The organism is Janthinobacterium sp. HH106 (assembly GCF_001758725.1).
Classification (GTDB): Bacteria; Pseudomonadota; Gammaproteobacteria; order Burkholderiales; family Burkholderiaceae_D; genus Janthinobacterium.
In genome coordinates, this window is the sequence record NZ_LRIC01000073.1 from 62444 (window position 1) to 87483 (window position 25040).

General features: G+C 62.1%; 26 protein-coding genes and 1 tRNA gene. 21 read left to right on the top strand and 6 right to left on the bottom strand.

From position 1 onward, the window contains the following. Window positions 1–144 precede the first annotated feature (144 nt). The 7 genes from JAB8_RS26985 to pth all read left to right on the top strand — a co-directional run bounded on the left by JAB8_RS26985 (window position 145) and on the right by pth (window position 6259). The gene (locus JAB8_RS26985) at window positions 145–1935 is read left to right on the top strand and encodes a tetratricopeptide repeat protein (RefSeq protein ID WP_070221675.1); all 1791 of its coding nucleotides are present in this window, start codon (window positions 145–147) and stop codon (window positions 1933–1935) included. A gap of 61 nt (window positions 1936–1996) precedes the next feature. Continuing rightward, window positions 1997–2647 carry an outer membrane lipoprotein LolB gene (locus JAB8_RS26990; RefSeq protein WP_070292346.1) on the top strand — a complete coding sequence of 217 codons (651 nt, stop codon included), beginning with the start codon at window positions 1997–1999 and terminating at the stop codon, window positions 2645–2647. Continuing rightward, complete coding sequence (ispE, locus tag JAB8_RS26995) at window positions 2644–3528, top strand: 4-(cytidine 5'-diphospho)-2-C-methyl-D-erythritol kinase (protein WP_070292347.1); 885 nt, start codon at window positions 2644–2646, stop codon at window positions 3526–3528. The genes JAB8_RS26990 and ispE overlap by 4 nt, the downstream gene beginning before the upstream one ends. 78 nt (window positions 3529–3606) lie before the next feature. Continuing rightward, window positions 3607–3683: transfer RNA gene (locus JAB8_RS27000), tRNA-Gln, on the top strand. A gap of 150 nt (window positions 3684–3833) precedes the next feature. Beyond that, window positions 3834–4784 (top strand): ribose-phosphate pyrophosphokinase, encoded by a 951-nt coding sequence (locus tag JAB8_RS27005; RefSeq protein ID WP_034753270.1) that lies wholly within the window; start codon window positions 3834–3836, stop codon window positions 4782–4784. A gap of 166 nt (window positions 4785–4950) precedes the next feature. Then, window positions 4951–5559, top strand: coding sequence for a 50S ribosomal protein L25/general stress protein Ctc (locus tag JAB8_RS27010; RefSeq protein ID WP_070221672.1), 609 nt, complete (start codon window positions 4951–4953; stop codon window positions 5557–5559). Between the two features lie 115 nt (window positions 5560–5674). Further along, window positions 5675–6259 (top strand): aminoacyl-tRNA hydrolase, encoded by a 585-nt coding sequence (gene pth, locus JAB8_RS27015; protein WP_034753275.1) that lies wholly within the window; start codon window positions 5675–5677, stop codon window positions 6257–6259. Here the strand turns inward: pth and JAB8_RS27020 are convergent, their stop codons facing one another. Further along, window positions 6260–7357: a serine hydrolase domain-containing protein gene (locus JAB8_RS27020; protein ID WP_070221671.1), complete on the bottom strand. Its 1098-nt coding sequence runs from the start codon at window positions 7355–7357 to the stop codon at window positions 6260–6262. Window positions 7358–7475: 118 nt separating this feature from the next. Here JAB8_RS27020 and JAB8_RS27025 point away from each other — a divergent pair, with 118 nt between their 5' ends. The 3 genes from JAB8_RS27025 (at window position 7476) to ychF (ending at window position 9527) form a co-directional block, all read left to right on the top strand. Further along, the gene (locus JAB8_RS27025; RefSeq protein WP_070292348.1) at window positions 7476–8051 is read left to right on the top strand and encodes a hypothetical protein; all 576 of its coding nucleotides are present in this window, start codon (window positions 7476–7478) and stop codon (window positions 8049–8051) included. Beyond that, the gene (locus JAB8_RS27030; RefSeq protein WP_034778346.1) at window positions 8051–8284 is read left to right on the top strand and encodes a helix-turn-helix transcriptional regulator; all 234 of its coding nucleotides are present in this window, start codon (window positions 8051–8053) and stop codon (window positions 8282–8284) included. The genes JAB8_RS27025 and JAB8_RS27030 overlap by 1 nt, the downstream gene beginning before the upstream one ends. A gap of 151 nt (window positions 8285–8435) precedes the next feature. Further along, complete coding sequence (gene ychF / locus JAB8_RS27035; RefSeq protein ID WP_070292349.1) at window positions 8436–9527, top strand: redox-regulated ATPase YchF; 1092 nt, start codon at window positions 8436–8438, stop codon at window positions 9525–9527. Window positions 9528–9632: 105 nt separating this feature from the next. Here ychF and JAB8_RS27040 read toward each other — a convergent pair whose 3' ends face one another. Both JAB8_RS27040 and JAB8_RS27045 read right to left on the bottom strand, forming a co-directional pair. Beyond that, on the bottom strand, window positions 9633–10469 hold the full coding sequence (locus JAB8_RS27040; protein ID WP_070292350.1) for a MipA/OmpV family protein: 837 nt from the start codon (window positions 10467–10469) through the stop codon (window positions 9633–9635). Further along, a complete protein-coding gene (locus JAB8_RS27045; protein ID WP_139143200.1) occupies window positions 10466–10858 on the bottom strand; it encodes a hypothetical protein in 393 nt (130 codons plus the stop codon). The genes JAB8_RS27040 and JAB8_RS27045 overlap by 4 nt, the downstream gene beginning before the upstream one ends. 133 nt (window positions 10859–10991) lie before the next feature. Between JAB8_RS27045 and JAB8_RS27050 the strand changes: the two genes are divergently transcribed. The 3 genes from JAB8_RS27050 (at window position 10992) to JAB8_RS27060 (ending at window position 14260) form a co-directional block, all read left to right on the top strand. Beyond that, window positions 10992–12086: a type II asparaginase gene (locus JAB8_RS27050; RefSeq protein ID WP_070221658.1), complete on the top strand. Its 1095-nt coding sequence runs from the start codon at window positions 10992–10994 to the stop codon at window positions 12084–12086. A 130-nt stretch (window positions 12087–12216) separates the two neighbouring features. Next, window positions 12217–13068 (top strand): MOSC N-terminal beta barrel domain-containing protein, encoded by an 852-nt coding sequence (locus tag JAB8_RS27055; protein WP_070292352.1) that lies wholly within the window; start codon window positions 12217–12219, stop codon window positions 13066–13068. Window positions 13069–13102: 34 nt separating this feature from the next. Then, window positions 13103–14260 (top strand): DUF484 family protein, encoded by a 1158-nt coding sequence (locus tag JAB8_RS27060; protein WP_070292353.1) that lies wholly within the window; start codon window positions 13103–13105, stop codon window positions 14258–14260. Between the two features lie 14 nt (window positions 14261–14274). Here the strand turns inward: JAB8_RS27060 and JAB8_RS27065 are convergent, their stop codons facing one another. Continuing rightward, window positions 14275–16254: a monovalent cation:proton antiporter family protein gene (locus JAB8_RS27065; protein ID WP_070292354.1), complete on the bottom strand. Its 1980-nt coding sequence runs from the start codon at window positions 16252–16254 to the stop codon at window positions 14275–14277. Between the two features lie 108 nt (window positions 16255–16362). On the opposite strand from JAB8_RS27065, the gene JAB8_RS27070 reads away from it, so the two are divergent. The 8 genes from JAB8_RS27070 to JAB8_RS27105 all read left to right on the top strand — a co-directional run bounded on the left by JAB8_RS27070 (window position 16363) and on the right by JAB8_RS27105 (window position 23051). Then, window positions 16363–17373 (top strand): KpsF/GutQ family sugar-phosphate isomerase, encoded by a 1011-nt coding sequence (locus JAB8_RS27070; RefSeq protein ID WP_083287963.1) that lies wholly within the window; start codon window positions 16363–16365, stop codon window positions 17371–17373. After that, a complete protein-coding gene (locus JAB8_RS27075; RefSeq protein ID WP_070221654.1) occupies window positions 17373–17906 on the top strand; it encodes an HAD hydrolase family protein in 534 nt (177 codons plus the stop codon). Before JAB8_RS27070 ends, JAB8_RS27075 begins: the two co-directional genes overlap by 1 nt. Window positions 17907–17948: 42 nt before the next feature. Further along, the gene (gene lptC, locus JAB8_RS27080; RefSeq protein WP_070221653.1) at window positions 17949–18560 is read left to right on the top strand and encodes an LPS export ABC transporter periplasmic protein LptC; all 612 of its coding nucleotides are present in this window, start codon (window positions 17949–17951) and stop codon (window positions 18558–18560) included. A 25-nt stretch (window positions 18561–18585) separates the two neighbouring features. Next, complete coding sequence (lptA, locus tag JAB8_RS27085) at window positions 18586–19167, top strand: lipopolysaccharide transport periplasmic protein LptA (RefSeq protein ID WP_070221652.1); 582 nt, start codon at window positions 18586–18588, stop codon at window positions 19165–19167. After that, the gene (gene lptB, locus JAB8_RS27090; protein WP_034753325.1) at window positions 19167–19922 is read left to right on the top strand and encodes an LPS export ABC transporter ATP-binding protein; all 756 of its coding nucleotides are present in this window, start codon (window positions 19167–19169) and stop codon (window positions 19920–19922) included. The genes lptA and lptB overlap by 1 nt, the downstream gene beginning before the upstream one ends. A 4-nt stretch (window positions 19923–19926) precedes the next feature. After that, window positions 19927–21405: an RNA polymerase factor sigma-54 gene (locus JAB8_RS27095; protein ID WP_070221651.1), complete on the top strand. Its 1479-nt coding sequence runs from the start codon at window positions 19927–19929 to the stop codon at window positions 21403–21405. Window positions 21406–21474: 69 nt separating this feature from the next. Next, on the top strand, window positions 21475–21834 hold the full coding sequence (gene raiA, locus JAB8_RS27100) for a ribosome-associated translation inhibitor RaiA (protein ID WP_070292355.1): 360 nt from the start codon (window positions 21475–21477) through the stop codon (window positions 21832–21834). 131 nt (window positions 21835–21965) lie between these two features. Beyond that, window positions 21966–23051 (top strand): enoyl-CoA hydratase/isomerase family protein, encoded by a 1086-nt coding sequence (locus JAB8_RS27105; protein ID WP_070292356.1) that lies wholly within the window; start codon window positions 21966–21968, stop codon window positions 23049–23051. Here the strand turns inward: JAB8_RS27105 and rapZ are convergent, their stop codons facing one another. Both rapZ and hprK read right to left on the bottom strand, forming a co-directional pair. Further along, window positions 23052–23915, bottom strand: a complete 864-nt coding sequence (gene rapZ, locus JAB8_RS27110) for an RNase adapter RapZ (RefSeq protein WP_070221648.1) — start codon at window positions 23913–23915, stop codon at window positions 23052–23054. 166 nt (window positions 23916–24081) lie between these two features. Then, window positions 24082–25017 carry an HPr(Ser) kinase/phosphatase gene (hprK, locus tag JAB8_RS27115; protein ID WP_034753337.1) on the bottom strand — a complete coding sequence of 312 codons (936 nt, stop codon included), beginning with the start codon at window positions 25015–25017 and terminating at the stop codon, window positions 24082–24084. Between the last annotated feature and the right edge of the window lie 23 nt (window positions 25018–25040).

A 25040-nucleotide genomic window follows, 5' to 3' on the forward strand; every position in this document is an offset into this window, starting at 1 on the left:
GTAAAAAAACAGGCGGCTTGCCGGCTGAGGGCTGGCTCTGGCAGGCTACGCCGCCACGACGCATATATTTCGTTACATACGTGAAGTACGCGATAGCCGCGTTGGGCGTAGAATCAAACTTTGCCGTTTAGCCAGGATCAGCCTTTGAAAAACGCTTTCGCCATTGTAACCTTGTCCGCCCTGATGGCCACGCATGCCATGGCACAGACGCCTGTCGCCCCCGCCGATGCCGCGGCCAGCCCCTCTGCGTCTGCGCCCGCCGCGCCGCAGGAGCCGGACGCCACCTCCAAGGAGGGGCCCGCCGGCGATGAGCTGCCGAAGGTCGAATTGAGCAGCGACTTGCTGTACAAGCTGACCAAGGCCGAGATGGAATTCAAGAGCGGCCAGTGGCAGGGGCCGTACGTGACGATGATGGTGGCGGCGCAGCAGACGCGCGATCCGCGCCTGGCGCGCCGTGCTTCCGAAATGGCGCTGGCCGCCAAGCAGGGCAGCGAGGCGCTGGCGGCCATCCGCCTGTGGCGCGAGCTGGCGCCCGACTCGGACGAGGCGACGCAGTTCTTCCTCGGCTTTGTCGTGTTGACGGACAAGATTGAAGAAGCGGAACCGATTTTCGCCGAACGCCTGGCCAATGCGCCGCAAGGCGCACGGGGCGTGGCCCTGTTCCAGATGCAGCAGATTTTGTCGCGCTCGAATGACAAGCTGTATGCCTATTCGATGGTGACGCGCCTGGTTCAGCCTTACCTGGACATGTTCGAAGCACACCTGGTGCTGGCGCAGGGCGCCCTGTCGATCGGCGAGCGTGACCGTGCCATCGGCGAAGCGAACAAGGCGCTGGCGATCAAGCCAAACTCCGAGCTGGCCGTGCTGACCCTGGCGCAAGTGACGGGCGAACCCGAGGCGGCGGGCAAGGTGCTGGCCGCTTTCCTGCAAAAGAATCCGGATGCCGTCGAAGTGCGCGGCGCATACGCGCGCCTGCTGGTCGAACAGAAGCAGCTGGAACCGGCGCGCGACCAGTTCCTGCTGCTGTTGAAAAGCGCGCCCGATAACGTGGGCGCCCTGTATGCGCTCGGCATCGTGGCGCTGCAGCTGGAAGACACCAAGGGCGCGGAGCAGTACTTCAAGCGCTTCCTGGCCGTGCTCGAAAAATCTCCCGGCGACACGCGCGATCCGTTCAAGGCCCTGATGATACTGTCGCAGATCGCCGAGACGCGCGGCGACACGGCGGGCGCCATCGCCTGGCTGGACAAGGTCGACAACAGCGCATCAAGCGGCTATGTCGAGGCGCGCTTGCGCCGCGCCCAGCTGATCGCCCGCGGCGGCAATCTCGATGCGGCGCGCAAGGCGCTGACGGAAATCGAAACGGACGATCCGGCAAGCCAGGCGCAGGTGCTGCTGGTCGACGCGCAATTCCTGCGCGACGCCGGCTATGTGCAAAGCGCCTACACGGTGCTGGAAAACGCCTTGCTGCGCTTCCCCGACAATCCGGAGCTGCTGTACGACTACGCCTTGCTGGCCGAGCGCATGGACAAATTCGAGCGGATGGAGGCGAGCCTGCGCCGCGTGATGGCGCTGGCGCCCGACAACCAGCACGCGTACAACGCGCTCGGTTATTCGCTGGCCGAACGGGGCCTGCGCCTCGAGGAAGCCCATGCGCTGATCGAAAAAGCCTTGCAGATGGCGCCGGGCGACCCGTTCATCATGGACAGCATGGGCTGGGTGCAATTCCGCATGGGTAACCTGGCCGCCGCGGAAAACGCGCTGCGCCGCGCCTATGCCGTGCGCAGCGATCCGGAAATCGCCGTCCACCTGGGCGAAGTGCTGTGGCAAAAGGGCGACAAGGCCGAAGCGCAAAAACTGTGGCGCGAGGCGCAAGGCAAGGACCCGAAAAACGAGGCGCTGAAAAGTACGCTGGCGCGCCTGAATGTCAGTTTGTGATTGAATCGATTAACTCAACTATAAAAAACCAGCGCCTTGGCGCTGGTTTTTCCTTGTACCCATGTTAAAAAAACTGCTTCCCCTCACACTCGTCTGCCTGTCACTCTCGGCCTGCTCGACCCTGAGTTCCCCATTCTCGTCCGGCGCCGCGCCATCCGCCAACACCGTCGCACCCTACCGCGAACAGGTGGAGCTGACGGGCCGCCTGAACGTCGTGTACCAGAAAGATGACAAGCCCGAATCGGCCACCGTCAATTTCAGCTGGCAGCAGACGGCGCAGCGCACGGACGTGACCCTGTATTCGCCCGTCGGCAGCACGCTGGCGATGATCGCCGTCACGCCGCAGCAGGCCGTGTTGACGCAAAGCGGCAAGGCGCCGCGCAGCGCGCCCGATGTCGACACCCTGAGCGCGCAGTTGCTGGGCTGGTCCTTGCCCGTATCTGGCTTGCGCGACTGGCTGCAAGGGTATGCCGTGGGCGCCGACGGCAAGCGCTTCGTCGCTTCGCCGGCCAACGACAGCGTGACGACCAAAGACGGCTGGCGCTTGCGCTATGTGTCGTGGCAAGAAGTAGGGCAAAATGCGGCCGACAATACACCGGGCGCCTTGCCCCAACCGCGGCGGATCGATGCCGAACGCAATGCCAGCGCGCAGGCCGATGCCGTCTCGCTGCGCATCGTCCTCGATCCCGCCCCATCCGCACCAGCACCATGACATTGACGACCCTGAATAACTGCCCGGCTCCCGCCAAGCTGAACCTCTTTTTGCACGTCAACGGCCGCCGCGCCGATGGCTACCATCTGCTGCAGACGGTGTTCCAGTTGCTCGACCATGGTGACACCCTGCACTTCGCGTTGCGCGACGACACGGCGATTGTCCGCGTGACGGAGCTGGCCGGCGTGCCGCAAGAGCAGGACTTGATCATCCGCGCCGCGACATTGCTGCAGGCGGAAGTATTGCGCCGTACGGGCGCCTTGCCGCGCGGCGTCGATATCGCCATCGACAAGGTGCTGCCCATGGGCGGCGGCTTGGGTGGCGGCTCGTCCGACGCGGCCACGGCGCTGATGGCGCTCAATCGCCTGTGGCAGGCCGGTTTGACACGCGAGGAACTGATGGCGCTGGGCTTGCCGCTGGGCGCCGATATCCCGTTTTTCATCTTTGGCGAAAACGCCTTTGCCGAAGGCGTGGGCGAAGCCTTGCAGCCCGTCGCCACGCCCGCATGCTGGTATGTGGTGATCGAGCCGGGCGTGCAAGTGCCGACCGCCGCAATTTTTTGCGCGGAAGGCTTGACGAGAAATACCGAACCCGTCACAATAGCGGACTTTTCCAGGTACCTCGCAGAAGGAAACGATGCGGGCGGGTTTGGAAAGAATGATTTACAGCAAGTAGCATGCAGTCTTTTCAAGCCGGTAGCAGATGCGGTAGAATGGCTGGGTGCTTACGGTGAGGCCAGGATGACTGGTTCCGGTGCTTGTGTATTTAGTGCGTTTGGCAGTCAGGAAGAAGCGGATGCGGTGCTCAGCAATGTGCCACCAGTCTGGGTCGCCTGGAAGGCAAAAGCGCTGAATCGCCACCCGATGCTCACCATGTTGTAGAGAGCAAAAAAAGATTTTGCTTAGCGTCAAATAGTCGGTATAATACTGGCCAACATGACGGCAAGCAGTCAGTAACGTAGGGGAATCGCCAAGCTGGTTAAGGCACTGGATTTTGATTCCAGCATGCGAAGGTTCGAATCCTTCTTCCCCTGCCACCATTTCACCGTAGTCTGTCGATGCGAAGTTGGCGTCCAGTACGGGAAAAAGCAGATGTGCCGCCACGCGGCATATTCTAAACAATGACTGACCGGGCCTATGCCCGGTTAGTGCTTTTCAAGACTTCTTTATCACCTCTTGGGACTCCCATGGCTTACGAAAACCTGATGGTTTTTACCGGCAACGCGAATCCAGCGTTGGCAGAGGGGGTCGCAAAAAACCTCGGCATTCCTCTCGGTAAAGCAAACGTTTCGAAATTCTCCGACGGCGAAGTAATGGTCGAGATTAACGAAAACGTACGCGGCAAGGATGTTTTTGTTTTGCAATCCACCTGTGCTCCAACCAACGACAGCCTGATGGAAATCATGCTGATGGTTGATGCCTTGAAACGTGCTTCCGCTGGCCGCATCACCGCCGCGATTCCTTACTTCGGCTACGCCCGCCAAGACCGCCGTCCACGCTCCGCGCGTGTGGCGATTTCGGCCAAGGTGGTGGCGAACATGCTGGAAGAAGCCGGTGTCGAGCGCGTCCTGATCATGGACTTGCACGCTGACCAGATTCAAGGTTTCTTCGATATCCCAGTCGACAATATTTACGCTTCGCCAATTTTGCTGGGCGACCTGCAAAAGAAAAACTACCAGGATCTGCTGGTGGTGTCGCCGGACGTCGGCGGTGTGGTACGTGCGCGCGCCCTGGCAAAACGCCTGGGCTGCGACCTGGCCATCATCGACAAGCGTCGTCCAAAAGCGAACGTGTCCGAAGTGATGAACATCATCGGTGAAGTCGAAGGCCGCAACTGCGTGATCATGGATGACATGGTCGACACGGCAGGCACCTTGACCAAGGCTGCCGAAGTGCTCAAAGAGCGCGGCGCGAAAAAAGTCGTGGCGTATTGCACGCACGCGGTGCTGTCGGGCCCGGCGATCGACCGTATTTCGGCCTCGCCGCTCGATGAGCTGGTCGTGACCGACACGATCCCCCTGTCCGAAGCGGCCCTGGCCTGCGGCAAGATCCGTCAATTGACGTGCGCGCCGCTGCTGGCCGAGACGTTCAAACGCATCATCAAGGGTGACTCCGTCATCTCGCTGTTCATCGATTAATTCGGCAAGAGCAGCAACAGACGTAATGCCTGCGGCGCGACCGGCTTTTGCCTGTTGCGCCGCAGTGTTTTAGTTTTCGGGGTGTTTTGCACCCATTTTCGAGGATTCCTGGTCGCGGGAGTCCTCATAACACAAGGCGCAAGCCTTGTTCTTCTTGGAGTTTCACATGAAAGTTATCGCATTTAAACGCGAATTGCAAGGTTCCGGAGCGAGCCGCCGCCTGCGCATTTCCGGCCAAACCCCTGGTATCGTCTACGGTGGCGCTGAAGCCCCGGTGCTGATCTCGCTGGATCACAACGCTCTGTACCACGCGTTGAAAAAAGAAGTGTTCCACTCGTCGATCCTGGATCTGGAAATCGACGGCGTTTCCCAGCAAGTTCTGTTGCGCGACTTCCAAGTCCACGCATACAAACAACTGGTTCTGCACGCTGACTTCCAGCGCGTTGACGCTAAGCAAGCTATCCACGTAAAAGTGGCGCTGCACTTCGTAAACGCTGACGTTTCCCCGGCAGTCAAACTGCACGGCGCGACCATCAGCCACGTAGCCAACGAAATCGAAGTTTCGTGCCTGCCAGGCCAACTGCCAGAATTCATCAACGTTGACCTGTCGAACATCGACGTCGGTCACTCGCTGCACGTTGGCGACCTGGTCCTGCCAGCTGGCGTGACCGCTGTCACCCACGGCGCCAACCTGACCATCGCTACCGCTTCGGTACCGGCTGGCCACGTTGCTGCTGAAGCCGAAGCCGCTGCTGCTGAAGCCGACAAGAAGTAATTTTGCCGCCGCAGCAATGCGGTAGTGGCAAGGAAAAACCCGCCAGGTTCGCCGCGCGGGTTTTTTTCTGCCTGTTTTCACCGATAATGCTTTCTTTTACATTGCAGACACAGCCATGCCCATACGCCTGATCGTCGGCCTCGGCAACCCGGGACCCGAATACGAACAAACCCGCCACAATGCCGGCTTCTGGCTGGTGGACAATCTTGCCAACAGCCTGCCCGGCACGCGCCTGCAGCGCGATTCGCGCTACAACGCCATGCTGGCGAAAACGTCGATTGGCGGCAACGAAGTCTGGCTGCTCGAACCGCTGACCTTCATGAACCGCTCGGGCCAGTCCGTGGGCGCGCTGGCGCGCTTTTTCAAGATTGCCGCCGATGAAGTGCTCGTCGTGCACGACGAACTCGATTTGATGCCCGGCATTGCGCGCCTGAAAAAGGGCGGCTCGGCCGGCGGCCACAATGGCTTGAAAGACATCACGGCCGCGCTGGGCACGCAGGATTACTGGCGCTTGCGCCTGGGCATCGGCCACCCGCGCACCCTGAGCCTGCAGCAGCAGGTGGCCGACTTCGTGCTGCACCGCCCGCGCCGCGAAGACCAGGAGCTGATCGAGCAGGCGATCGACAAATCCCTGCAGGTCATGCCGCAGATCGTCGAGGGCAAGTTCGAGGCGGCGACGATGAAGCTGCACACCGCGTAATTATTTTCCCGCCTTGCCGAAGCCGGCCATGATGGTTTTCGCCATCTGCTGCTGGCTGGCCTGGGCGCTGCTGCCGTCGCCCGCGTTGGCGGCGATCAGCAGGCCGTCGCCGCTGCCGGGCGCCAGCGCGATCAGCGCGTGCCAGTAGCCGTTCGAGCCCAGGTGGGTGAGTACACGCTGCGGCGCCTGGGGCGGGAAGTGCATCACGCCCCAGCCCAAGGCCGCATGCGTGTCGCCCTGCGCCGTGTGCAGCAAGACATACGTTTCCTGTTTCAGCAGCCTACCCTTGCCCTGTTCGCCATGCAGTTGATCGAGCGCAAACTTTGCCCAGTCTTGCATGCTCAGGTGAATTTCCCCATCGGGCGCCATCATCAGCGGATTGCTGGCCATCAAGCCGGCGATCGGCTTGTTTTCCTTGTGGCCCAGATTCTGTCCGCGCACCGTGAAACCGAAGGCGGCCCGCATGCCCAGAGGGCCGAACACTTCCGCCTGCATCAATTCCTCGTACGTTTTGCCCGTGACACGCTCGGCGATGGCGGCGGCGATCATGGCGCCGCTGTTCGAGTAATGCGATTCGCCGCGCGGCGCGGCCACGGGCGCGTCGGCCAGCGCGCGCTGCGCGTACTCCTGGCGCAGCAGCGGCAAGGGGCGCGTGTCCGCGTAGGTGGAATCGATCCACGCTTCATCGGGATTGGGCGGCAGGCCGGCGCGGTGCGACAGCAGATCCATCAGATTGACGTCGCGGTATTCGGCGCGCATGCCGGCACTCAGCGCGGGCAGCATGGTTGACAGCGGCGCATCCCACGACAGCACGCCCCGTTCCACCAGCCGCGCGATCAGGGTCACCGTCATGGCCTTGCCGTTGGAGCCGATATTCCACACGTCATCGGCGCGCACGGCATCGTTGCCGTCATTGGCCCGTACGCCAGCCTGCGCCTGTGCCTCGATCTTGCCGTCGCGAATGACAAGCATCGCCATGGCCGGTACGCTCTTGTCGGCCAGCGCCTGCTGCAGCATGGCGTTCAAGTCATGGGCGCGGGCGGCGCCGCTCAGCAGCAAGGTGGTGCTGCAAACGAGTGCGGCAAGCAGGGTTTTCATGGAGTCTCCAGTCGATAGGGTGAGGTGAATATGTTAAAATGGTCGCAAAACATGATTTAATTATTGTTTTACGATAATTTATTCTAACCACACTTGACACTTTCGTATACTTTTAAAGATGAAAAAAAATCCAACGGGACCGGCGGCGCTGAGCCGGCGCGTGCGCTACGGCGTTTCGGGATTCTTTGTGCTGTACCTGCTGCTGACGGTGCTGGGCTGGCTGGCGCCTGCGCCGGCCGCGCAAGGCAGCCTGGGCGGCGCAGGCATGTATGAACTGTTGCTGCAATTGCAGAGCCAGCCATTCGCGCGCCTGGCAGCCATGCCCCTGTGGCAGCGGGGGCTGGGTCTGGCGCTGGCCTTGCCGGCCTTGTGCGTGCTGGGCGATGCCGTGCGCCAGCTGGCCCTGGTCTTGCGCCAGTTCGAGCAGGGCGTGTTTTTTACGCCGCAGGTGGCGCGCCACTTTCGCCGCTTCGCCGGCGGCTTGCTGCTGGGAACGGTACTGACTTTGCTGGAACCCACCGTGCGCGGCATGCTGTTTGGCTTGCTGGAAGAGGGAACGCGCCAGTTGCGCCTGGTTATCGACATCACGGGCGGCGACCTGTGGACCTTGCTGCTGTGTTCAGTTTTCTTTGCGCTGGCGCAAATCCTGCATGAAGGCCAGAGATTGGCCGATGAAAACAGCGGGTTCATCTGATGGGTATCGTCGTGCGCCTCGACCTGGTACTGGCCAGGAAAAAAGTGAAATCGAAGGAACTGGCTGCCTTTATCGGCATCACGGAGCAGAACCTGTCCCTTTTAAAATCGGGCAAGGTGCGCGGCGTGCGTTTCGATACCTTGTCGAAAATTTGCGAGATGCTCGAATGCCAGCCCGGCGACATCCTGGAATTCGATGCGTCGCAGCCGGATGACGGGGATGGCGACAGTTAAGGTCGCCAGGGCGGTTTTTTTGAAGAGTAGGGTGCATAGAGGTACAATTGACCCCTAGAGCATGAATACAGCAAGATTATCCAGAAAACGCCCGCAACGGCCGTTTTGCACCAGCCGCTTGCCGGCAATATTGATTATTTAAAGGTTTTCCATGAGTCTCCAATGCGGTATCGTCGGCTTGCCGAACGTCGGCAAGTCCACCCTGTTCAATGCACTGACGAAAGCCGGTATCCCGGCTGAAAACTATCCGTTCTGCACCATCGAGCCGAACGTCGGCGTCGTCGAAGTGCCGGATCCGCGCATGGATGCGCTGGCCGCCATCGTCAAGCCGGAACGCATGGTCAACGCCATCGTGGAATTCGTCGACATCGCCGGCCTCGTGGCCGGTGCATCGAAGGGCGAGGGCCTGGGCAACCAGTTCCTGTCGCACATCCGCGAAACGGACGCCATCGTCAACGTCGTGCGCTGCTTCGAAGACGACAACGTCATCCACGTGGCCGGCAAGATCAACCCGCTCGACGATATCGAAGTCATCCAGACCGAACTGGCGCTGGCCGACATGGGTACCGTGGAAAAAGCTATCCACCGCGAAAACAAGAAAGCCCGCTCGGGCGACAAGGATGCGGCCAAGCTGCTGGCCATCATGGAACGCATGATGCCGTACCTGAACGACGCGAAACCCGTGCGCGCCATGGGCCTGGACGCCGACGAAATGGAACTGATCAAGCCTTTGTGCCTGATCACGGCCAAGCCGGCCATGTTCGTCGCCAACGTGTCCGACACGGGCTTTACCAACAATCCGCTGCTGGACCAGCTGACGGCGTATGCGCAATCGCAGAACGCCCCCATCGTCGCCATCTGCGCGGCGCTGGAAGCGGAAATCGCCGACCTGGACGACGCCGACAAGGGCGCCTTCCTGGCCGATATGGGCATGGAAGAGCCGGGCCTGGACCGCCTGATCCGCGGCGCGTACAAGCTGCTGGGCCTGCAAACCTACTTCACGGCAGGCGTGAAGGAAGTGCGCGCCTGGACCATCCCCGTGGGCGCCACGGCGCCACAGGCGGCCGGCGTGATCCACACCGACTTCGAACGCGGCTTCATCCGCGCGCAAACCATCGCCTATGACGACTTCATCGCCTACAAGGGCGAAGCGGGCGCCAAGGAAGCGGGCAAGATGCGCGCCGAAGGCAAGGAATACGTGGTCAAGGATGGCGACGTGCTGAACTTCCTGTTCAACGTCTAATCCCTACGCCGGTCCCATACGGGGCGACAACGAACCCTGCAAGTCATTGATTTGCAGGGTTTTTTATTGCCCGGATGGCCAGCATGTCTGCCATCAGCTGGTTCTCTAATCGTCGTGGCCCCGTGTCAGGCTCTCCGAGCGCTGCCACGTCCACATCAGGCCGATGCCGGCCGAGGTGCCGCTGTTCTGGCGCAGCAGGGGGCTGGCGCGGTTGGCGGCGCCCGTGTAATTGTCGTAGCGTAAAAAGGCAAAGGCGCGCCAGTCCCGCTGTAGCCGGTAGGAGCCGCCCAGGCCCAGACGGGTGAGCATCAGCCCGCTTTTGGCCGCATACGCGGGGCGCCCATCGGTGGCAAACGCGGGGCTGACGCCATACAGGTAATCGTTGATGGCGGCATTGCCCAGCACGGCGCCGACGCTGGCATCGACATGCCATGCCTGCCCCTCGCCTTGCAGCGCGTACACGAGGCGCGGTTCGAACGTGGCGCCCTGGCGGCGCAGGCCGCCGCGCGCTTCGATGACGGCGCGCAAGGGCAGTTCCAGGCCCAGGCGGCTGTGCTGCGTCGGCTCGGCCAGCTTGATTTTCAGGCGCGGGCCAAATTCCACCAAGGTGCCCAGGTCGGGCATGCCGCGCCGGGCCGGTACATCGCTGGAGCGGGCCGGCAAGGACAGGGCAAAACCGATATCGAAGTCGAGGCGATCCGTATCAAGCAGGCGCGCGCCCACGCCGGAACGGTCGGCGCGCAATACTTTCCCGCGATAAATCAGATAGGGCAGGGCCAGGCTGCGCGTCGAGCGTTCGCTGGCGCCCGGATAGGCGGGCGTGACGGCTGTGCCGCCGAAGACGCCCGCTTCCCATAAAGGCAGCGGTTGTTCAACGGCGCGCGCCGGCGCCATGGCGGCGAGGAGGGTGGATGCTGCCAGCAAGGTGTGCGCGACGTTCATGGGGGAACTGCGCAAGGTTTGCCGGCCTGTAGCGATGCCAGCGTCTTGTCGCTGAGGGCGCTCGATGTACGGGCCTGCTTTGCCAGCGCGATAGCCTGGCGGAAATGAAATGCGGCCGCATCGTAGCGGCAGGCGGCGCTGGCGGCGCGTCCCGCTTCGTGGTGCAGCCGCGCCTGCCAAGCTGCATCGCCATGGCCCAGTTCGGCATTCTCGGCCGCGGCCGCGTAGCTGCGCATGGCTTGCGCCCAGTCGCCCTGGCCAGCGGCTTCACGTCCCCACTGCTCCTGCTGCGCCGCCGTGCGCAGTTCGACCTGCGTGGAGCAGGCGCCCAGCGCCATCAGGACGAACGGCAGGACGAGGCAAGAGCGGAAGGACGGGAGTGTGGACATGGCGCCACTGTAGCGCATGGGAAGGCGCGCACGTTTGCGCTGAACGCGTCAATCGGGGCTTTTTTGTAGCACTGATGACATATAATTTGCACACGACTTTGTTATCTTTGACACATCACCGAACAGGAGCACCATGTTTTCACGCAAATTCCATTCTTGTGCACAGCTGATGCTGGCCACCTTGCTGATGGGCTTTGTTGCCGCGTCCCCCGCACGCGCGCAGCAGGCGGCCGTCAAATTGCCGAATGTGGTGATCCTGGCCACGGGCGGCACCATCGCCGGCAGCGGCGCCGACAGCACCACCACCGTCGGCTACACCTCGGCCACCGTGGGCGTCGAGCGCCTGATCGCGGCCGTGCCGGAATTGAAGAAAGTGGCGAATGTGAAAGGCGAGCAAGTGTTCCAGATCGCCAGCGAAAGCATGGGCAACAGCCACTGGCTGGCCCTGGCCAAGCGCATCAACGTGCTGCTGGCCTCGAACGATGTCGATGGCGTGGTCGTCACGCACGGCACCGACACCATCGAGGAAACGGCGTATTTCCTGAACCTGACCGTGAAAAGCCACAAGCCGGTCGTGGTGGTGGGCGCCATGCGTCCGTCGACGGCCATCTCGGCTGACGGCCCCATCAATCTGTACAACGCCGTGTTGCTGGCCGGCAGCAAGGAAGCCGTGGGCAAGGGCGTGCTGGTGGCCTTGAACGACCAGATCAACGCGGCGCGTGAAGTGACCAAGACGAACACGTCCACCACCGACACTTTCAAGTCGCCGGAACTGGGCATGCTCGGCTACATCCAGGGCAGCAAGCCTTTCTTCTATCGCCAGTCGACGCGCAAGCACACCCTGGAATCGGAATTTGACATCAGCAAGCTCGACGCTTTGCCCCAAGTGGACATCGTCTACGGCTATGCCAACATGAACCGTGTCGGCATGGACGCCTTCATTGCCGCCGGCGCCAAGGGCATCATCCACGCGGGCGTGGGCGATGGCAGCGTGGCCGCGCAAATGAAGCCGGCCCTGGTGGAAGCGCGCCAGAAGGGCGTGCTGATCGTGCGTTCGAGCCGCGTCGGCCAGGGCATCGTGGCGCGCAATGGCGAAGCCAACGACGATGAACTCGACAGTGTCGTATCCGACACCCTGAACCCGCAAAAAGCCCGCATCCTGCTGATGCTGGCCTTGACCAAAACCAACAGCACGCAAGAAATCCAGCGTATTTTCTACACGTATTGATCATGACCGCGCCAGATTCAGCCTCATTGGCTGAATCTGGCTGATTTACGCTTGCCCGCTTTGCTGCCATACTTCGCTTCTGAATAATTTCCTGGCAGAAGCAGCAACACTGTTCCTTCTCCCCCTGTCCATGGCTATCCTGTCCGACATCATCCTGTATCCGATCAAATCGTGCGCCGGCATCCATTTGCGCGAGGCGGTCCTGACGCGCTCAGGGCTGATGAGCGAGCACGTGTTCGACCGCGAATGGATGGTGGTCGACCCGCAGGGCCGCTTTCTGACCCAGCGCGAGCATCCGCGCATGGCGCTGATCGTGCCATCCATCAAGGCCAGCACGCTGGAATTGCGCGCGCCGGGCATGCTGCGCCTGGAAATCGAGCTGGGCTTGCCGCATCCGCAACTGGCACCGATGCTGGAGGTGCAGGTGTGGGACGATACCGTGCGCGCCTACGATTGCGACGAGGTGACGGCGACGTGGTTTTCCCAGGCCATCGGCGTGCCGTGCCGCCTCGCGCGCTTTCACCCGGACGTGGTGCGCGCCACGAGCACCAAATGGACGGATGGCGTTGCCGCCTCGACCATGTTTGCCGACGGCTACCCGGTGCTGATCGCGGGTGCCGCCTCGCTGGCCGATGTCAACGACAAGCTGCGCGCCGCCGGCCGTGAACCGCTGCCGATGAACCGCTTCCGGCCCAACCTCGTCATCGGCGATATCGGCGCCTTCGAGGAAGACTACGCCGCGTTCCTGCAATTGGGCGCGACGACCTTGAAACCCGTCAAGCCGTGTTCGCGCTGCCCGATCCCGTCGGTGGACCAGGCCACGGGCGTGCCCGGCCCGGATCCGCTCGACGTCATGCATGGCTATCGCGCCAAGCCCGAACTCGACGGCGCCATCTGCTTCGGCATGAACGCCATCGTCACCGAAGGCGGCGATGAGCGTATCGTGGTGGGGCAGGACATCGGTTTCGAACTGGCATTTTAAGCATGGCGCCCGTACACAAGGGTTTAAGGTTTCTATGAATCAAGCAATACCGCCGGACCCGCGCATTGCCAGCCTCGAAGCCGAAAACCAGGCCTTGCGCGCGCGCATGGCTTTCCTGCTGGAACAGGTCGAGCGCAACCACGACATCATGTGCCGCCACCAGGCGTTCGACCTGGAAATCGTCAGCGCGTCCACGTTTCCCGAGTTGATCGGCACCATCTTCCGCACCTTGCCCGTGATTTCCGACCTCGACGGCGTCACCTTGAGCCTGCTCGACGAGGATGACGATATCGTGCTGGTGATGGAAAAGCTGGGCGTCGATTTCAGCGCCTTCCCGCAGTTGCTGTTCGTGCATGCCGTGGCGGAGCTGGGGTTTACGTCGCCGGTGCCGGCGGCCGAGGGCGAAGCGGCCTTGCCGCCATCGCCGTTGCTCGGTGCCTTCGACGCGGCCGTGCATGGCCCGCGTTTTCCGCAGATCGCATCTCTGCGCAGCGTGGCGCTGGTGCCCTTGTTGCGCAACAAGCGCCTGATCGGCAGCCTGAACCTGGCCAGCAGCGACGTGACGCGCTTTACGCCCGCGCTGGGCACGGATTTCATCAAGCACATGGCGTCCATCATCGCCATTTGCCTGGAAAACGTGATCAGCAATGAAATGCTCAAATACATCGGCTTGACCGATTCCCTGACGGGCGTCTACAACCGCCGCTATATCGACCGCCGCCTGCTGGAAGAAATCGCCCGCGCGCGGCGCCAGAATTATTGCATCTCATGCATGTATATCGATATCGACCATTTCAAGCTGTTCAATGACAAGCATGGCCACCAGGGCGGCGATGAAGTGCTGCGCGAAGTGGCTACGCGCATCCGCACGGAATTGCGCCGCTCCGATGCACTGGGCCGCTTCGGCGGCGAAGAATTCGTCGTGCTGCTGATCGACGCCGACCTCGACAGCGCCACGTTTGTTGCCGAACGCATCCGCGCCAGCATCGCCGGCACCATGTTCGACTTGCCGGGCAGCGCGCAAGCGTGGGTCAGCGTGTCGATCGGCGTGGCCAGCCTTGAAGCGGACGCGGCGCTGCTCCCGATCGAAACGGTGGCGCAGCAACTGGTGGCGCACGCCGACCATGCCTTGTACCAGGCCAAGGCCGATGGCCGCAACAAGGTCGTCAGCTGGCAGCCGCAGAGCAGCTGAGCAAGATCGGCTGATTATTTCAATAGCAAGGTTTCGGCCTTGGCCACGGCGTCGGCCGTGCCGCGCAGCACCACCACGTCGCCGCTGGCCAGCCGCGTTTCGGGGCTGACATCGAGGCTGCCGCGGCCGCGGCGGATGGCCGTCACAAACGCGCCGCAGCCGGCCACGTCGATCGCACTCAAGGGCAAGTCCACGCAGTGCGCGCCTTCGCTGACGGTGACCGTATGCAGGCGCTCCAGTTCGGCATCGTCGCCCGCGTCGCTGGAACCGTGGAAATAGCCGCGCAGCGAGGCATAGCGCTCCTCGCGCGCCGCCTGCACCCGGTGCACCACGCGGCGCAGGGGCACGCCCATCATGATGAGCGCGTGCGAAGCGAGCATCAGGCTGCCTTCCATCAATTCCGGCACGACTTCGGCCGCACCCGCGCTTTTCAGCTGGTCGAGGTCGGTATCGTCGTGGCTGCGCACGATGACGGGCAAGGTCGGCGCCATTTCTTTGAGTAAATGTAATAACTTCAGTGCCGAGGGGGTATTCGCATACGTGATCACCACGGCGCTGGCCCGGTAGATGCCGGCCGCCACCAGGCTTTCACGCCGGCCCGCGTCGCCATACGAGACGTGGGCGCCGGCCAGCTGCGCTTCCTGCACCCGTTCCGGGTCCAGGTCCAGCGCGTGGTATTCGATCTTTTCTTCCGCCAGCAGGGTGGCCAGGCTTTGCCCGCTGCGCCCGAAGCCGGCGATCAGCACGTGTTTCTGCGAAGCCATCGTGCGCGTGGCGATCTTCGTCAGCGCCAGCGATTGCATCATCCAGTCGTTGGCAGCCAGTTTCATGACGATGGCGTCCGACTTGGCGATGAGGAAGGGCGCCACCAGCATCGACAGCACCATCGAGGCCAGCACCACCTGTACGACGAACGGGTCCATCAGCTTGATGCCGCCAGCCAGATTCAGCAGCACGAAGCCGAACTCGCCCGCCTGCGCCAGCGCCAGGCCCGTGCGCAATGACACGCCTGTCGATGAGCCGAACAGCCGGGCCAGGCCCGCGATCAGGGTGAATTTCAGCAGCACGGGGCCGCACAGCAAGAGCAGGACGAGCCACCAGTTATCAAGCACCACGCGGATATTGAGCAGCATGCCGACGGTGATGAAGAACAGGCCCAGCAGCACGTCGCGGAACGGTTTGATATCCTCTTCCACCTGGTGCTTGAATTCCGTTTCGGAAATGAGCATGCCGGCCACAAACGCCCCCAGGGCCAGCGACAGCCCGGCGCGCTCCGTGATCCAGGCCGCGCCCAGGGTGATCAGGAGCAGATTGAGCATGAACAATTCCTGCGAGCGGCGCTTGGCGACGATGGTCAGCCAGCCGCGCACCATCTTCTGGCCGAGGAACAGCAGCAAGATCAGCACGACCAGGGCCTTGCCGCCGGCCCAGGCCAGGGTTTCGGCCAGGTTGTCCGAATCGCGCGTGAGGGCGGGAATCAGGATCAGCAGGGGCACGACGGCCAGGTCCTGAAACAGCAGGATGCCGATGATTTTGCGGCCGTGTTCGCTTTCGAGTTCCAGCCGCTCCGTGAGCATTTTCGAGACGATGGCCGTCGACGACATGGCCAGCGCGCCGCCCAGGGCGAACGCGGCTTGCCAGCTCAGGTGGATGTAGGCGGACAGGTAGCGCCCGACGAACCAGCCGAAGACGACGGTGGCGATGATGGTGGTGACCACCTGCGCCATGCCAAGGCCGAAAACGATGCGCCGCATGGCGAGGAACTTGGGCAAAGAAAACTCGAGCCCGATGGAAAACATCAGGAAGACGACGCCGAACTCGGCCAGGGTATGGCTGGCTTCGTTTTCCGCCGCCAGGCCCAGCGCATGGGGGCCGATAACGATGCCAACGGCCAGATAGCCGAGCATGGGCGGCAAATGCAACATTCTGAAAGCGACCACGCCCAGCACGGCGCTGCCGAGTAACATCAGGGTCAGTTCAAGCGAGGAAAACATGGGTTGCCCGGTACGGTCAATGGAAATCGTTGTTTGTTGTGACTGGCAAGTTTTTTGCTTTCCTAATTCGTTTATACTTTGGGCATGAGTGTAACCCATGAAAAAACAATGCTGAAAGCTTTTGATCGAATTGACATGCAAGCGACGACCGAGCGCGCCGTCGCGCTGGCCCGCACCACCTTGCAGATCGAGTCCGACGCCATCAATGCGCTGCACGCGCGCCTGGCAACGGACGACAGCGTGGGCCGCGCCGTGGCGCTGCTGCTGCAGTGCAAGGGGCGTGTCGTCGTCTCGGGCATCGGCAAGTCCGGCCATATCGCGCGCAAGATTGCCGCCACCCTCGCTTCCACCGGGACGCCGGCCCTGTTCGTGCATCCGGCCGAAGCGGCCCATGGCGACCTGGGCATGGTCACCTCGGACGATGCTTTTATTGCCATCTCGTACTCGGGCGAGTCGTCCGAACTGATGGCCATCATGCCCGTCGTCAAGCGCATGGGGGGCGTACTGATTTCCATGACGGGTAAACCGAATTCCAGCCTGGCCCAGCTGGCCGATGTGCACCTGGATATTTCTGTTGAAAAAGAGGCTTGTCCGCTGAATCTGGCGCCGACGGCCAGCACCACCGTCACCCTGGCTCTGGGCGATGCGATCGCCGTGGCCTTGCTCGACTTGCGCGGCTTCAAGGAAGAAGATTTCGCCCGCTCGCACCCGGGCGGCGCCCTGGGCCGTCGCCTGCTTACGCACGTGCATGACGTCATGCGCAGCGGCGAACGGGTGCCGAAAGTACCCGTGGACGCCTCGCTGCTGCAGGCGCTGGAAGAAATGACGAAGAAGGGCATGGGCATGACGGCCGTCGTCGATGCGGACAACCGCCCCGTGGGCGTGTTTACGGATGGCGACTTGCGCCGCATGTTCGAGCGCGTGCAGGACTTCACGCAAGTGGCGATCCGCGACGTCATGCATGCGCAGCCGCGCAGCATCGCGCCCGAACGCCTGGCTGTCGATGCCGTGGCCGTGATGGAACAGTTCCGCATCAACCAGATGCTGGTCGTCGATGCCGACGGCAAGCTGGTGGGCGCCCTGCATATCCATGATCTGACGCAAGCGAAGGTGATCTGATGGAGAGCGTAGCGGACAACCTGGCGCGCGCGGCCAAGGTCAAACTGATGATCTTTGACGTCGACGGCGTGCTTACCGACGGCAGCCTGCATTTCGGCCCCGATGGCGAAATGATGAAAACGTTTAATGTGTATGATGGCCTGGGCATCAAGCTGCTGCAGGAATCCGGTGTGCAGACGGCCATCATCAGCGCGCGCCGCTCGGCCATCACGGCACGCCGCGCGCAAGACCTGGGCATTACCCATGTGCACCAGGGCGGTCACGACAAGCTGACGCCGTTTCGCGAACTGCTGGCGCTGACGGGCTTGACGGAAGAGCAATGCGGCTACATCGGCGACGACGTCATCGATGCGCCCATCCTGCGTCGCGTGGGCTTTGCCGTCAGCGTGCCGGGCGGGCGTCCGGAAGCGCAGGGCCTGGCGCACCATGTGACGCAGGCCGGCGGCGGCCGCGGCGCGGTGCGCGAAATCTGCGAATTCCTGCTGCGCGCCCAGGACAACTATGCGCGCGTCATGGCGCCGTTCCTGGAGTGAGGTGCGCCTTGCCGCCAGTGACCTATGAAAGAGTGAAACCCTATGCGTAAGCCAGGAGGCGCCCATCGCTGGCGCATGATTTTTACCCTGCTGGGCGCGGTCGTCGTCGCGCTGGCCAGCTTTTGGCTGCTTGAAGTGATGAACAAGAATGGCCAGGACATCAAGGCCAGCAAGAATTTGGGTGAGCCCGACTATTTCATCACCAATTTCAGCCTGGTGCGCATGGACTTGACGGGTAAGCCCAGCTATATCGTGTCGGGCAACAAGCTCACGCATTATCCGGCCGACGATTCGTCCGATATCGACCAGCCCTTCGTGCGCAAGCTGACGCCGGGCATGCCGCCGTTGAACATGAATGCGGAACTGGCGCATATCGACCAGGACAATACCCGGCTGCAACTGCACCGCAAGGTCGTGATCGACCGCGTGGCCAGTCCGAAGGCGCAGAACCTGACGGTCAGGACGGAAGCGCTGACGGTGTTTCCGGACGAAGAAAGAATGGAAACGGACGTGCCTGTCGATATCCTGACGGGCGCCTCGCGCATCAATGGTATCGGCATGAAGGCCAATAACGCCACCGGCGTGGTGGAAGTGCAGAATGCCTTGCGCATGGTACTCCCGCCGAAACCGCGCCCGGCCGCGGCGGCAAAATGACAGAATGAAACAAGGAAACCATACTATGAAGAACATCTTGCTGTTGAGCGTATTTTCTCTGGCCCTCATGGGCGTGGCGCATGCCGAGAAGGCCGATTCCGAGAAGGAAGCCGTCATCACGGCGCGTAGCGGCCACGTCGATGACGTCAAGCAGATTCGTACCCTGACGGGCGACGTCGTGCTGGTCAAGGGCACGCTGACCATGAAGGCGGGCCGGGCCCTGATCACGGAAGACCCGCAAGGCTACCAGTTCATCACCTTCTGGGCCGATCCCGGCAAGCTGGCCACGTTCCGCCAGAAGCGCGATGGCGCCGGCGACCTGTGGGTCGAAGGCGAAGCGGAGCGCGTGGAATACGACAACAAGACGGAAGTGGTGAAACTGTTTTCCAAGGCCAAGCTGACGCGCCTGGAAGGCACGAAAGTGACCGACGTGGCCAATGGCGCCTTCATCTCGTATGACAGCCGCAAGGAAGTATTCAAGATGGAAAATTCCGACAGCGGCACCAGCACCTCCGACGGCGGCAGCGTGCGCATGGTGATCCAGCCGAAGACCAAGGCGCCCGCGGCGGAGAAAGCGCCTGCCACACCTGTGCCAGGAACGAAATAATGGACAATACCCGTTGCGGCAGCACCCTGATCGTTCGCGGACTGCAGAAAACCTATGGCAAGCGGCAAGTCGTGCATGATGTCTCGCTGCAAGTCGAATGCGGCGAAGTGGTGGGGCTGCTGGGCCCGAACGGCGCAGGCAAGACCACCTCGTTCTACATGATCGTCGGCCTGGTGCCGTCGGATGGCGGCAGCATCGACATCAGCGGCGTGGACATTTCCAGCCTGCCGATCCACCGCCGCGCACAGATGGGCCTGTCGTATCTGCCGCAGGAGGCGTCCGTGTTCCGCAAGCTGACGGTGGAAGACAATATCCGCGCCGTGCTGGAAATCCAGACCGTCGAAGGCCGTCCTTTGAAGAAGGCCGAGATCGAGGAACGCCTGGATAAACTGCTGGCCGACTTGCAGATTGAAAAGTTGCGCGAGAACCAGGCGCTGTCCCTGTCGGGCGGCGAGCGCCGCCGCGTGGAAATCGCCCGCGCCCTGGCCACCGATCCCCGTTTCGTGCTGCTCGACGAACCGTTCGCCGGCGTCGACCCGATCGCCGTGATCGAGATCCAGCGCATCGTGCGCTTCTTGAAGGAGCGCAATATCGGCGTGCTGATCACCGATCATAATGTGCGCGAGACGCTGGGTATTTGCGACCGTGCCTACATCATCAACCAGGGCTCGGTACTGGCGTCGGGACGCCCCGACGACATCATCGCGAACGAGTCGGTACGCCGGGTCTATCTGGGCGAACACTTCCGCATGTAAGCCAATGAAACAATCATTGCAGCTGCGCACTTCGCAGCACCTGGCACTGACGCCGCAGTTGCAGCAATCGATACGCCTGTTGCAATTGTCTACTCTGGAATTGCACCAGGAACTCGAGCAACTGCTGACGGACAATCCCTTGCTCGAGCGCCTCGACGATCCGCTCGACCGTTCGCTGCGCCTGCTGTCCGACGGGGCCTTGAGCTCCACGGCCGCGCCGGCCGAAGCGCCGCCCCAGCCGCCAGGCCAGGAGGCGCCCGCGGCGCCGGCCGAAGCGGAAACCTTTGACGGCGAGGCGGGCGAGGGCCCGGCCGCCGCGGATGGCGGCGACAGCGACTGGAGCGAGGCGAGCCGGGGCAAGGCGCCCGACGACGAAGATTCCCGCCCGCAACTGGAGGCCCATCACTGCACCCTGCGCGAACACCTGATGGAGCAGATGCGCGTGACGGTGCTCGAATTGCGCGACCGCGCGCTGGTCGAGCTGATCATCGACGCGCTCGACGACAATGGCTACCTGGAAGAGTCGCTCGACGACATCCTGGCGCGCCTGCCGGAAGAGCTGGAAATCGATGCCGACGAGATGCGCACGGCCTTGTCGCTGCTGCAAAGTTTCGATCCACCGGGCGTGGGCGCGCGCAATGCGTCCGAATGCCTGGCGCTGCAAATCAAGCGCTTGCCGCACATCGCCATGGTGACGCGGCGCATGGCCCTCGTCATCGTGGAAAAGCACCTGGCCTGGTTTGCCCAGCGCGATTTCAACAAGCTGAAAAAAGCCCTCGATTGCGACGATGAAGACTTGCGTGAAGCGCAGACGGTAATTCGCCAGTGCAACCCGCATCCGGGCGCCGTGTTCGCTGCGGACGTGTCCGATTACGTGGTGCCCGACGTCGTCGTCAAGCGCGCGCGCAATGGCTGGCAAGTGACCCTGAACAACGACGTCATGCCGCGCCTGCGCGTCAATGCCATGTACGCCAACTTGCTCAAGCAGGGCAAGGGCGAGGGTGCCATGGGTGCACAGTTGCAGGAAGCCAAGTGGCTGATCAAGAATATGCGCCAGCGCTTCGACACGATTCTGCGCGTGGCGCAGGCGATAGTAGAAAGACAAAAGAACTTTTTCTCGCATGGGGCTGTTGCCATGCGCCCCCTTGTGCTCCGTGAAATAGCTGATACACTGGGTTTACACGAGAGTACTATCTCGCGGGTAACAACTCAAAAGTACATGCTGACCCCGCACGGCATGTTCGAGTTGAAATATTTCTTTGGTAGCCACGTCGCCACCGAAGCGGGGGGCGAAGCGTCATCGACGGCGATACGGGCATTGATCGTGCAACTGACAGGAGCAGAAGACCCTAAAAATCCTTTATCCGACAGTAAGATTGCGGACATGCTGGGGGAACAAGGCATGGTGATTGCGCGACGTACTGTTGCCAAATACCGGGAAGCGTTAAAAATTCCGCCAGTGAGCCTGCGTAAGTGTTTGTAAGTTTTTTTCGGTTCCTCTGCGGGCCGGATACGATGGACCGCACGAACCCGATCATCTTTAGGAGTGTGTATGAATCTCACCATCAGCGGACATCATATCGAAGTGACACCAGCCATCCGTGAATACGTACAAACGAAGCTGGAGCGCGTGAAACGTCATTTCGATCAAGTTATCGATATCGCCGTGATTCTGACCGTCGACAACCTCAAAGAGAAAGAAAAACGCCAAAAGGCCGAAGTCAACCTGCGTCTGAGTGGCAAAACTGTCTATGTGGAAAGCCTGGCACACGACCTGTATGCCGCGATCGATACCCTGATCGACAAGCTCGATAGGCAAGTGATGAAATACAAAACCAAAGTGCAAGGGCACGGTAAAGAGGCGATCAAGCATCTGCCAGACAGTTCGGAAGAAGAATTCGCCCCCGCCTAAGCGGCCCGCGACTTTCAACCGGCTGTGATCAACTAAGGGCGCACATTGCGCCCTTTTTTGCGTCCAGCGAAACGCAATGTTCGCCGCGCAGGCGCTAGAATGTTTGCACTTTCACTTCTTTCCTGCCTGCCATGAGCGACCTCGTCCAGATTTCCATCCGCCACCGCACGGGCCACATCGTGCTCGACCGTCCGAAAGCCTTGAATTCCCTGTCGCTGGAGATGGTGCGCGCCCTGAGCGCGGCCTTGCTGGCATGGCGCGACGATCCGCAGGTGGACGCCGTGGTGATCCGCTCCAGCAGCGAAAAAGCCCTGTGCGCGGGTGGCGACATCCGTTTCTTTTACGATGCGGGCCTGGCCACGCCGCAGGGCGGCAGCGCCTTGCTGGAAGATTTCTTTACGGAAGAATATGCTTTAAATCATTTGATCCATTTTTATCCGAAACCGTATATCGCCGTCATGGATGGGGTGGTGATGGGCGGCGGCATGGGCGTGGCGCAAGCGGGGCCCGGCAACCGCCTGCGCATCGTCACGGGCCGCACGCGCATGGCCATGCCGGAAGTCAATATCGGCCTGTTCCCCGATGTGGGCGGCAGTTACTTTTTGTCCCGTCTGGCGGGTCAGCTGGGCCTGTACCTGGGCTTGACGGGTTTGACGATCAACGCGGCCGACGCCCTCTACACGGGCCTGGCCGATGTCTACCTGCCCGAGGCGCAGATGGGGGCGCTGCTGGCCCTGTTCGAGTCCACGCCGGGCGAAGGCTTGCCGGTCGCTATCAAGGCACTGGCGGCACCATTCCAGGCCGAGGCGGGCGCTTCCCTCCTGGCCACGGCGCGCGCGGCGCTGGACCGCCACTTCAGCGCGGGTTCAGTGGCCGCCATCATGGCCTCGCTGGCGCAGGATGACGGCGCATTCGCGGCGAAGGCGCTGGCGGCCATGCGCTTGCGCTCGCCCTTGATGATGTCGGTGACCCTGGAGTTGCTGCAGCGGGGCGCCCACCTGGGCGTGGCCGATTGCCTGCGCATGGAGCGCACGGTGGTGCGCCACAATTTCGAACATGGCGAAGTGCTCGAGGGCGTGCGCGCGCTGGTGGTCGACAAGGACAATGCGCCGCGCTGGCAGCCTGCCAGCCTGGACGGGGTCGACGCGGCCATGGTGGCGCGGTTCTTCGCCCCCGTCTGGCCGGCGCAAGCCCATCCGCTGCGCCACCTGGACTGATTAAGAACGCTCGCGGTGGCGCAGTACGACTCTTTCTTTGGGGCCGAAATACTGCGCCAGCCGTTCCGCCATGTACACGGAGCGGTGCTGGCCGCCCGTGCAGCCCAGCGCCACCGTCAAATAGCTGCGGTTGTCGGACTTGAACGACGGCAACCATTTCTCGATGAAGGCGCGGATGTCGGCCAGCAGCTCCAGCGCGCTCGGCTGTGCGTCGAGGAAAGCGATCACGGGCGCGTCGCGGCCGTCGAGCGGGCGCAGGGCCAGGTCGTAATAGGGATTGGGCAAGGCCCGCACGTCGAAGACGAAATCGGCATCGAGCGGCACGCCCAGCTTGAAGGCGAACGATTCGAAGAACAGGGTCAGCGGCGCGCGCTCTGAGGCGACGATATCCTTGATCCATGCGCGCAATTTGTTGGCGCTCAGTTCCGAGGTATCGATCACATGGCCCAGCTGTTCGATGGCCGACAGGCGTTCGCGTTCTTCCGAGATGCACTCGATCAGGGTGCGGCGGCTGGCCGGATTCTGGTTCGGGCGCAACTCGTGCGACAGCGGATGGCTGCGCCGCGTTTCCGAGAAGCGCGCCACCAGCGAATGCGTGGTGGCTGTCAGGAACATGACCTTGACGTCATGCCCCTGGTCGCGCAACAGCGCGACATTGTGCGGCAAGCTGACGAGCGATTCGGCGCTGCGCGCATCGACGGCGACGGCCAGTTGCGGCGTGCCTTCGTCGAGCAAGGTTTGCACCAGGCTCGGCAGCAAGGCCGGCGGCAGGTTGTCGACGCAATAGTAGCCGGTATCTTCCAGCACATTGAGCGCGACGGATTTACCGGAGCCGGATATTCCGGTGATAAGGACGATATGCATAGCCCGATCATACAATAAAGACCGGCACCGCGCTCCCGATGCAATTATCTTTACAAATTATTGCAATTTGGGCTGTGATATTTCTTTGCTGCACGCGCCAACAATGCTGTCGGATTACGCGGGGCCTTGCCCCACCTCGGCGGCCCCGCTAATCCGACCTACGTTGCTAATCGCCGCTCATGGCGAGGCGTTGCCGTTCCATGAACTCCTGCAAGGTATCGATGCCGCGCAGCTGCAGAATCGTGTTGCGCACGGCCGCTTCCAGCAGGACGGCGATGTTGCGGCCGGCGGCGACGGGGATGACGACCTTGCGCACGGGCAAGCCCAGTACGTCTTCCGTGGGAAACAGGAAGGGCAGGCGCTCGACTTCTTCTTCCAGCGCGTTGCGGCGCACCAGGTGCACGATCAGTTTCAGGCGCATCTTGCGGCGCACGGCCGTTTCGCCAAAGATGGCCTTGATGTCGAGCAAGCCCAGGCCGCGCACTTCCAGCAGGTTTTGCAACAGGGGCGGGCAGCGGCCTTCGATCATGTTCGGCGCGATGCGCGAGAATTCGACGGCGTCGTCGGCCACCAGGCCGTGGCTGCGCGAAATCAGCTCCAGCCCCAGCTCGCTCTTGCCCAGGCCCGAATCACCCGTGATCAGCACGCCCACGCCCAGCACGTCCATGAACACGCCATGCATGATGATGCGCTGCGCCAGTTTTTTCGACAGGTAGACGCGCAGAAAGTCGATCACTTGCGCGGCCGGCAGCGGGGTGGAGAACAGGGGGATGTTTTGCTCGTCGCAGATGGCGAGGATGTCGGGCGGCGTTTCCAGCCCTTGCGCGATGATCAGCGCGGGCGGACCGCCGGCGATCAGTTCGCCGATCACGTGGGTGCGCGTATTGACCTTCAGGCGCTGATAGTAATTGATTTCCTGGTGGCCAAAGACCTGGATGCGGCCCGGATGGATCAGGTTCAAGTGGCCCACCTGGTCGGCGGCCGACGAGACGTCGCCGGAGATCAGGCGCTCGCCGCCGGGGAAGCCGGCGAACCAGCCCAGTTGCAGACTTTCACGATTATCGTCGTACAGGCGTTGTATCGTCAGCGGCGTTTGCAACATGGCAGTCTTCTTCAGGAGTGGAG

Bases quoted from the DNA above. Each gene is read 5' to 3' on its own strand.
- JAB8_RS26990 (WP_070292346.1), top strand. From the start codon at position 1,997: ATGTTAAAAAAACTGCTTCCCCTCACACTCGTCTGCCTGTCACTCTCG.
- ispE (WP_070292347.1), top strand. From the start codon at position 2,644: ATGACATTGACGACCCTGAATAACTGCCCGGCTCCCGCCAAGCTGAAC.
- JAB8_RS27005 (WP_034753270.1), top strand. From the start codon at position 3,834: ATGGCTTACGAAAACCTGATGGTTTTTACCGGCAACGCGAATCCAGCG.
- JAB8_RS27010 (WP_070221672.1), top strand. From the start codon at position 4,951: ATGAAAGTTATCGCATTTAAACGCGAATTGCAAGGTTCCGGAGCGAGC.
- pth (WP_034753275.1), top strand. From the start codon at position 5,675: ATGCCCATACGCCTGATCGTCGGCCTCGGCAACCCGGGACCCGAATAC.
- JAB8_RS27020 (WP_070221671.1), bottom strand. From the start codon at position 7,357: ATGAAAACCCTGCTTGCCGCACTCGTTTGCAGCACCACCTTGCTGCTG.
- JAB8_RS27025 (WP_070292348.1), top strand. From the start codon at position 7,476: ATGAAAAAAAATCCAACGGGACCGGCGGCGCTGAGCCGGCGCGTGCGC.
- JAB8_RS27030 (WP_034778346.1), top strand. From the start codon at position 8,051: ATGGGTATCGTCGTGCGCCTCGACCTGGTACTGGCCAGGAAAAAAGTG.
- ychF (WP_070292349.1), top strand. From the start codon at position 8,436: ATGAGTCTCCAATGCGGTATCGTCGGCTTGCCGAACGTCGGCAAGTCC.
- JAB8_RS27040 (WP_070292350.1), bottom strand. From the start codon at position 10,469: ATGAACGTCGCGCACACCTTGCTGGCAGCATCCACCCTCCTCGCCGCC.
- JAB8_RS27045 (WP_139143200.1), bottom strand. From the start codon at position 10,858: ATGTCCACACTCCCGTCCTTCCGCTCTTGCCTCGTCCTGCCGTTCGTC.
- JAB8_RS27050 (WP_070221658.1), top strand. From the start codon at position 10,992: ATGTTTTCACGCAAATTCCATTCTTGTGCACAGCTGATGCTGGCCACC.
- JAB8_RS27055 (WP_070292352.1), top strand. From the start codon at position 12,217: ATGGCTATCCTGTCCGACATCATCCTGTATCCGATCAAATCGTGCGCC.
- JAB8_RS27060 (WP_070292353.1), top strand. From the start codon at position 13,103: ATGAATCAAGCAATACCGCCGGACCCGCGCATTGCCAGCCTCGAAGCC.
- JAB8_RS27065 (WP_070292354.1), bottom strand. From the start codon at position 16,254: ATGTTTTCCTCGCTTGAACTGACCCTGATGTTACTCGGCAGCGCCGTG.
- JAB8_RS27070 (WP_083287963.1), top strand. From the start codon at position 16,363: ATGCTGAAAGCTTTTGATCGAATTGACATGCAAGCGACGACCGAGCGC.
- JAB8_RS27075 (WP_070221654.1), top strand. From the start codon at position 17,373: ATGGAGAGCGTAGCGGACAACCTGGCGCGCGCGGCCAAGGTCAAACTG.
- lptC (WP_070221653.1), top strand. From the start codon at position 17,949: ATGCGTAAGCCAGGAGGCGCCCATCGCTGGCGCATGATTTTTACCCTG.
- lptA (WP_070221652.1), top strand. From the start codon at position 18,586: ATGAAGAACATCTTGCTGTTGAGCGTATTTTCTCTGGCCCTCATGGGC.
- lptB (WP_034753325.1), top strand. From the start codon at position 19,167: ATGGACAATACCCGTTGCGGCAGCACCCTGATCGTTCGCGGACTGCAG.
- JAB8_RS27095 (WP_070221651.1), top strand. From the start codon at position 19,927: ATGAAACAATCATTGCAGCTGCGCACTTCGCAGCACCTGGCACTGACG.
- raiA (WP_070292355.1), top strand. From the start codon at position 21,475: ATGAATCTCACCATCAGCGGACATCATATCGAAGTGACACCAGCCATC.
- JAB8_RS27105 (WP_070292356.1), top strand. From the start codon at position 21,966: ATGAGCGACCTCGTCCAGATTTCCATCCGCCACCGCACGGGCCACATC.
- rapZ (WP_070221648.1), bottom strand. From the start codon at position 23,915: ATGCATATCGTCCTTATCACCGGAATATCCGGCTCCGGTAAATCCGTC.
- hprK (WP_034753337.1), bottom strand. From the start codon at position 25,017: ATGTTGCAAACGCCGCTGACGATACAACGCCTGTACGACGATAATCGT.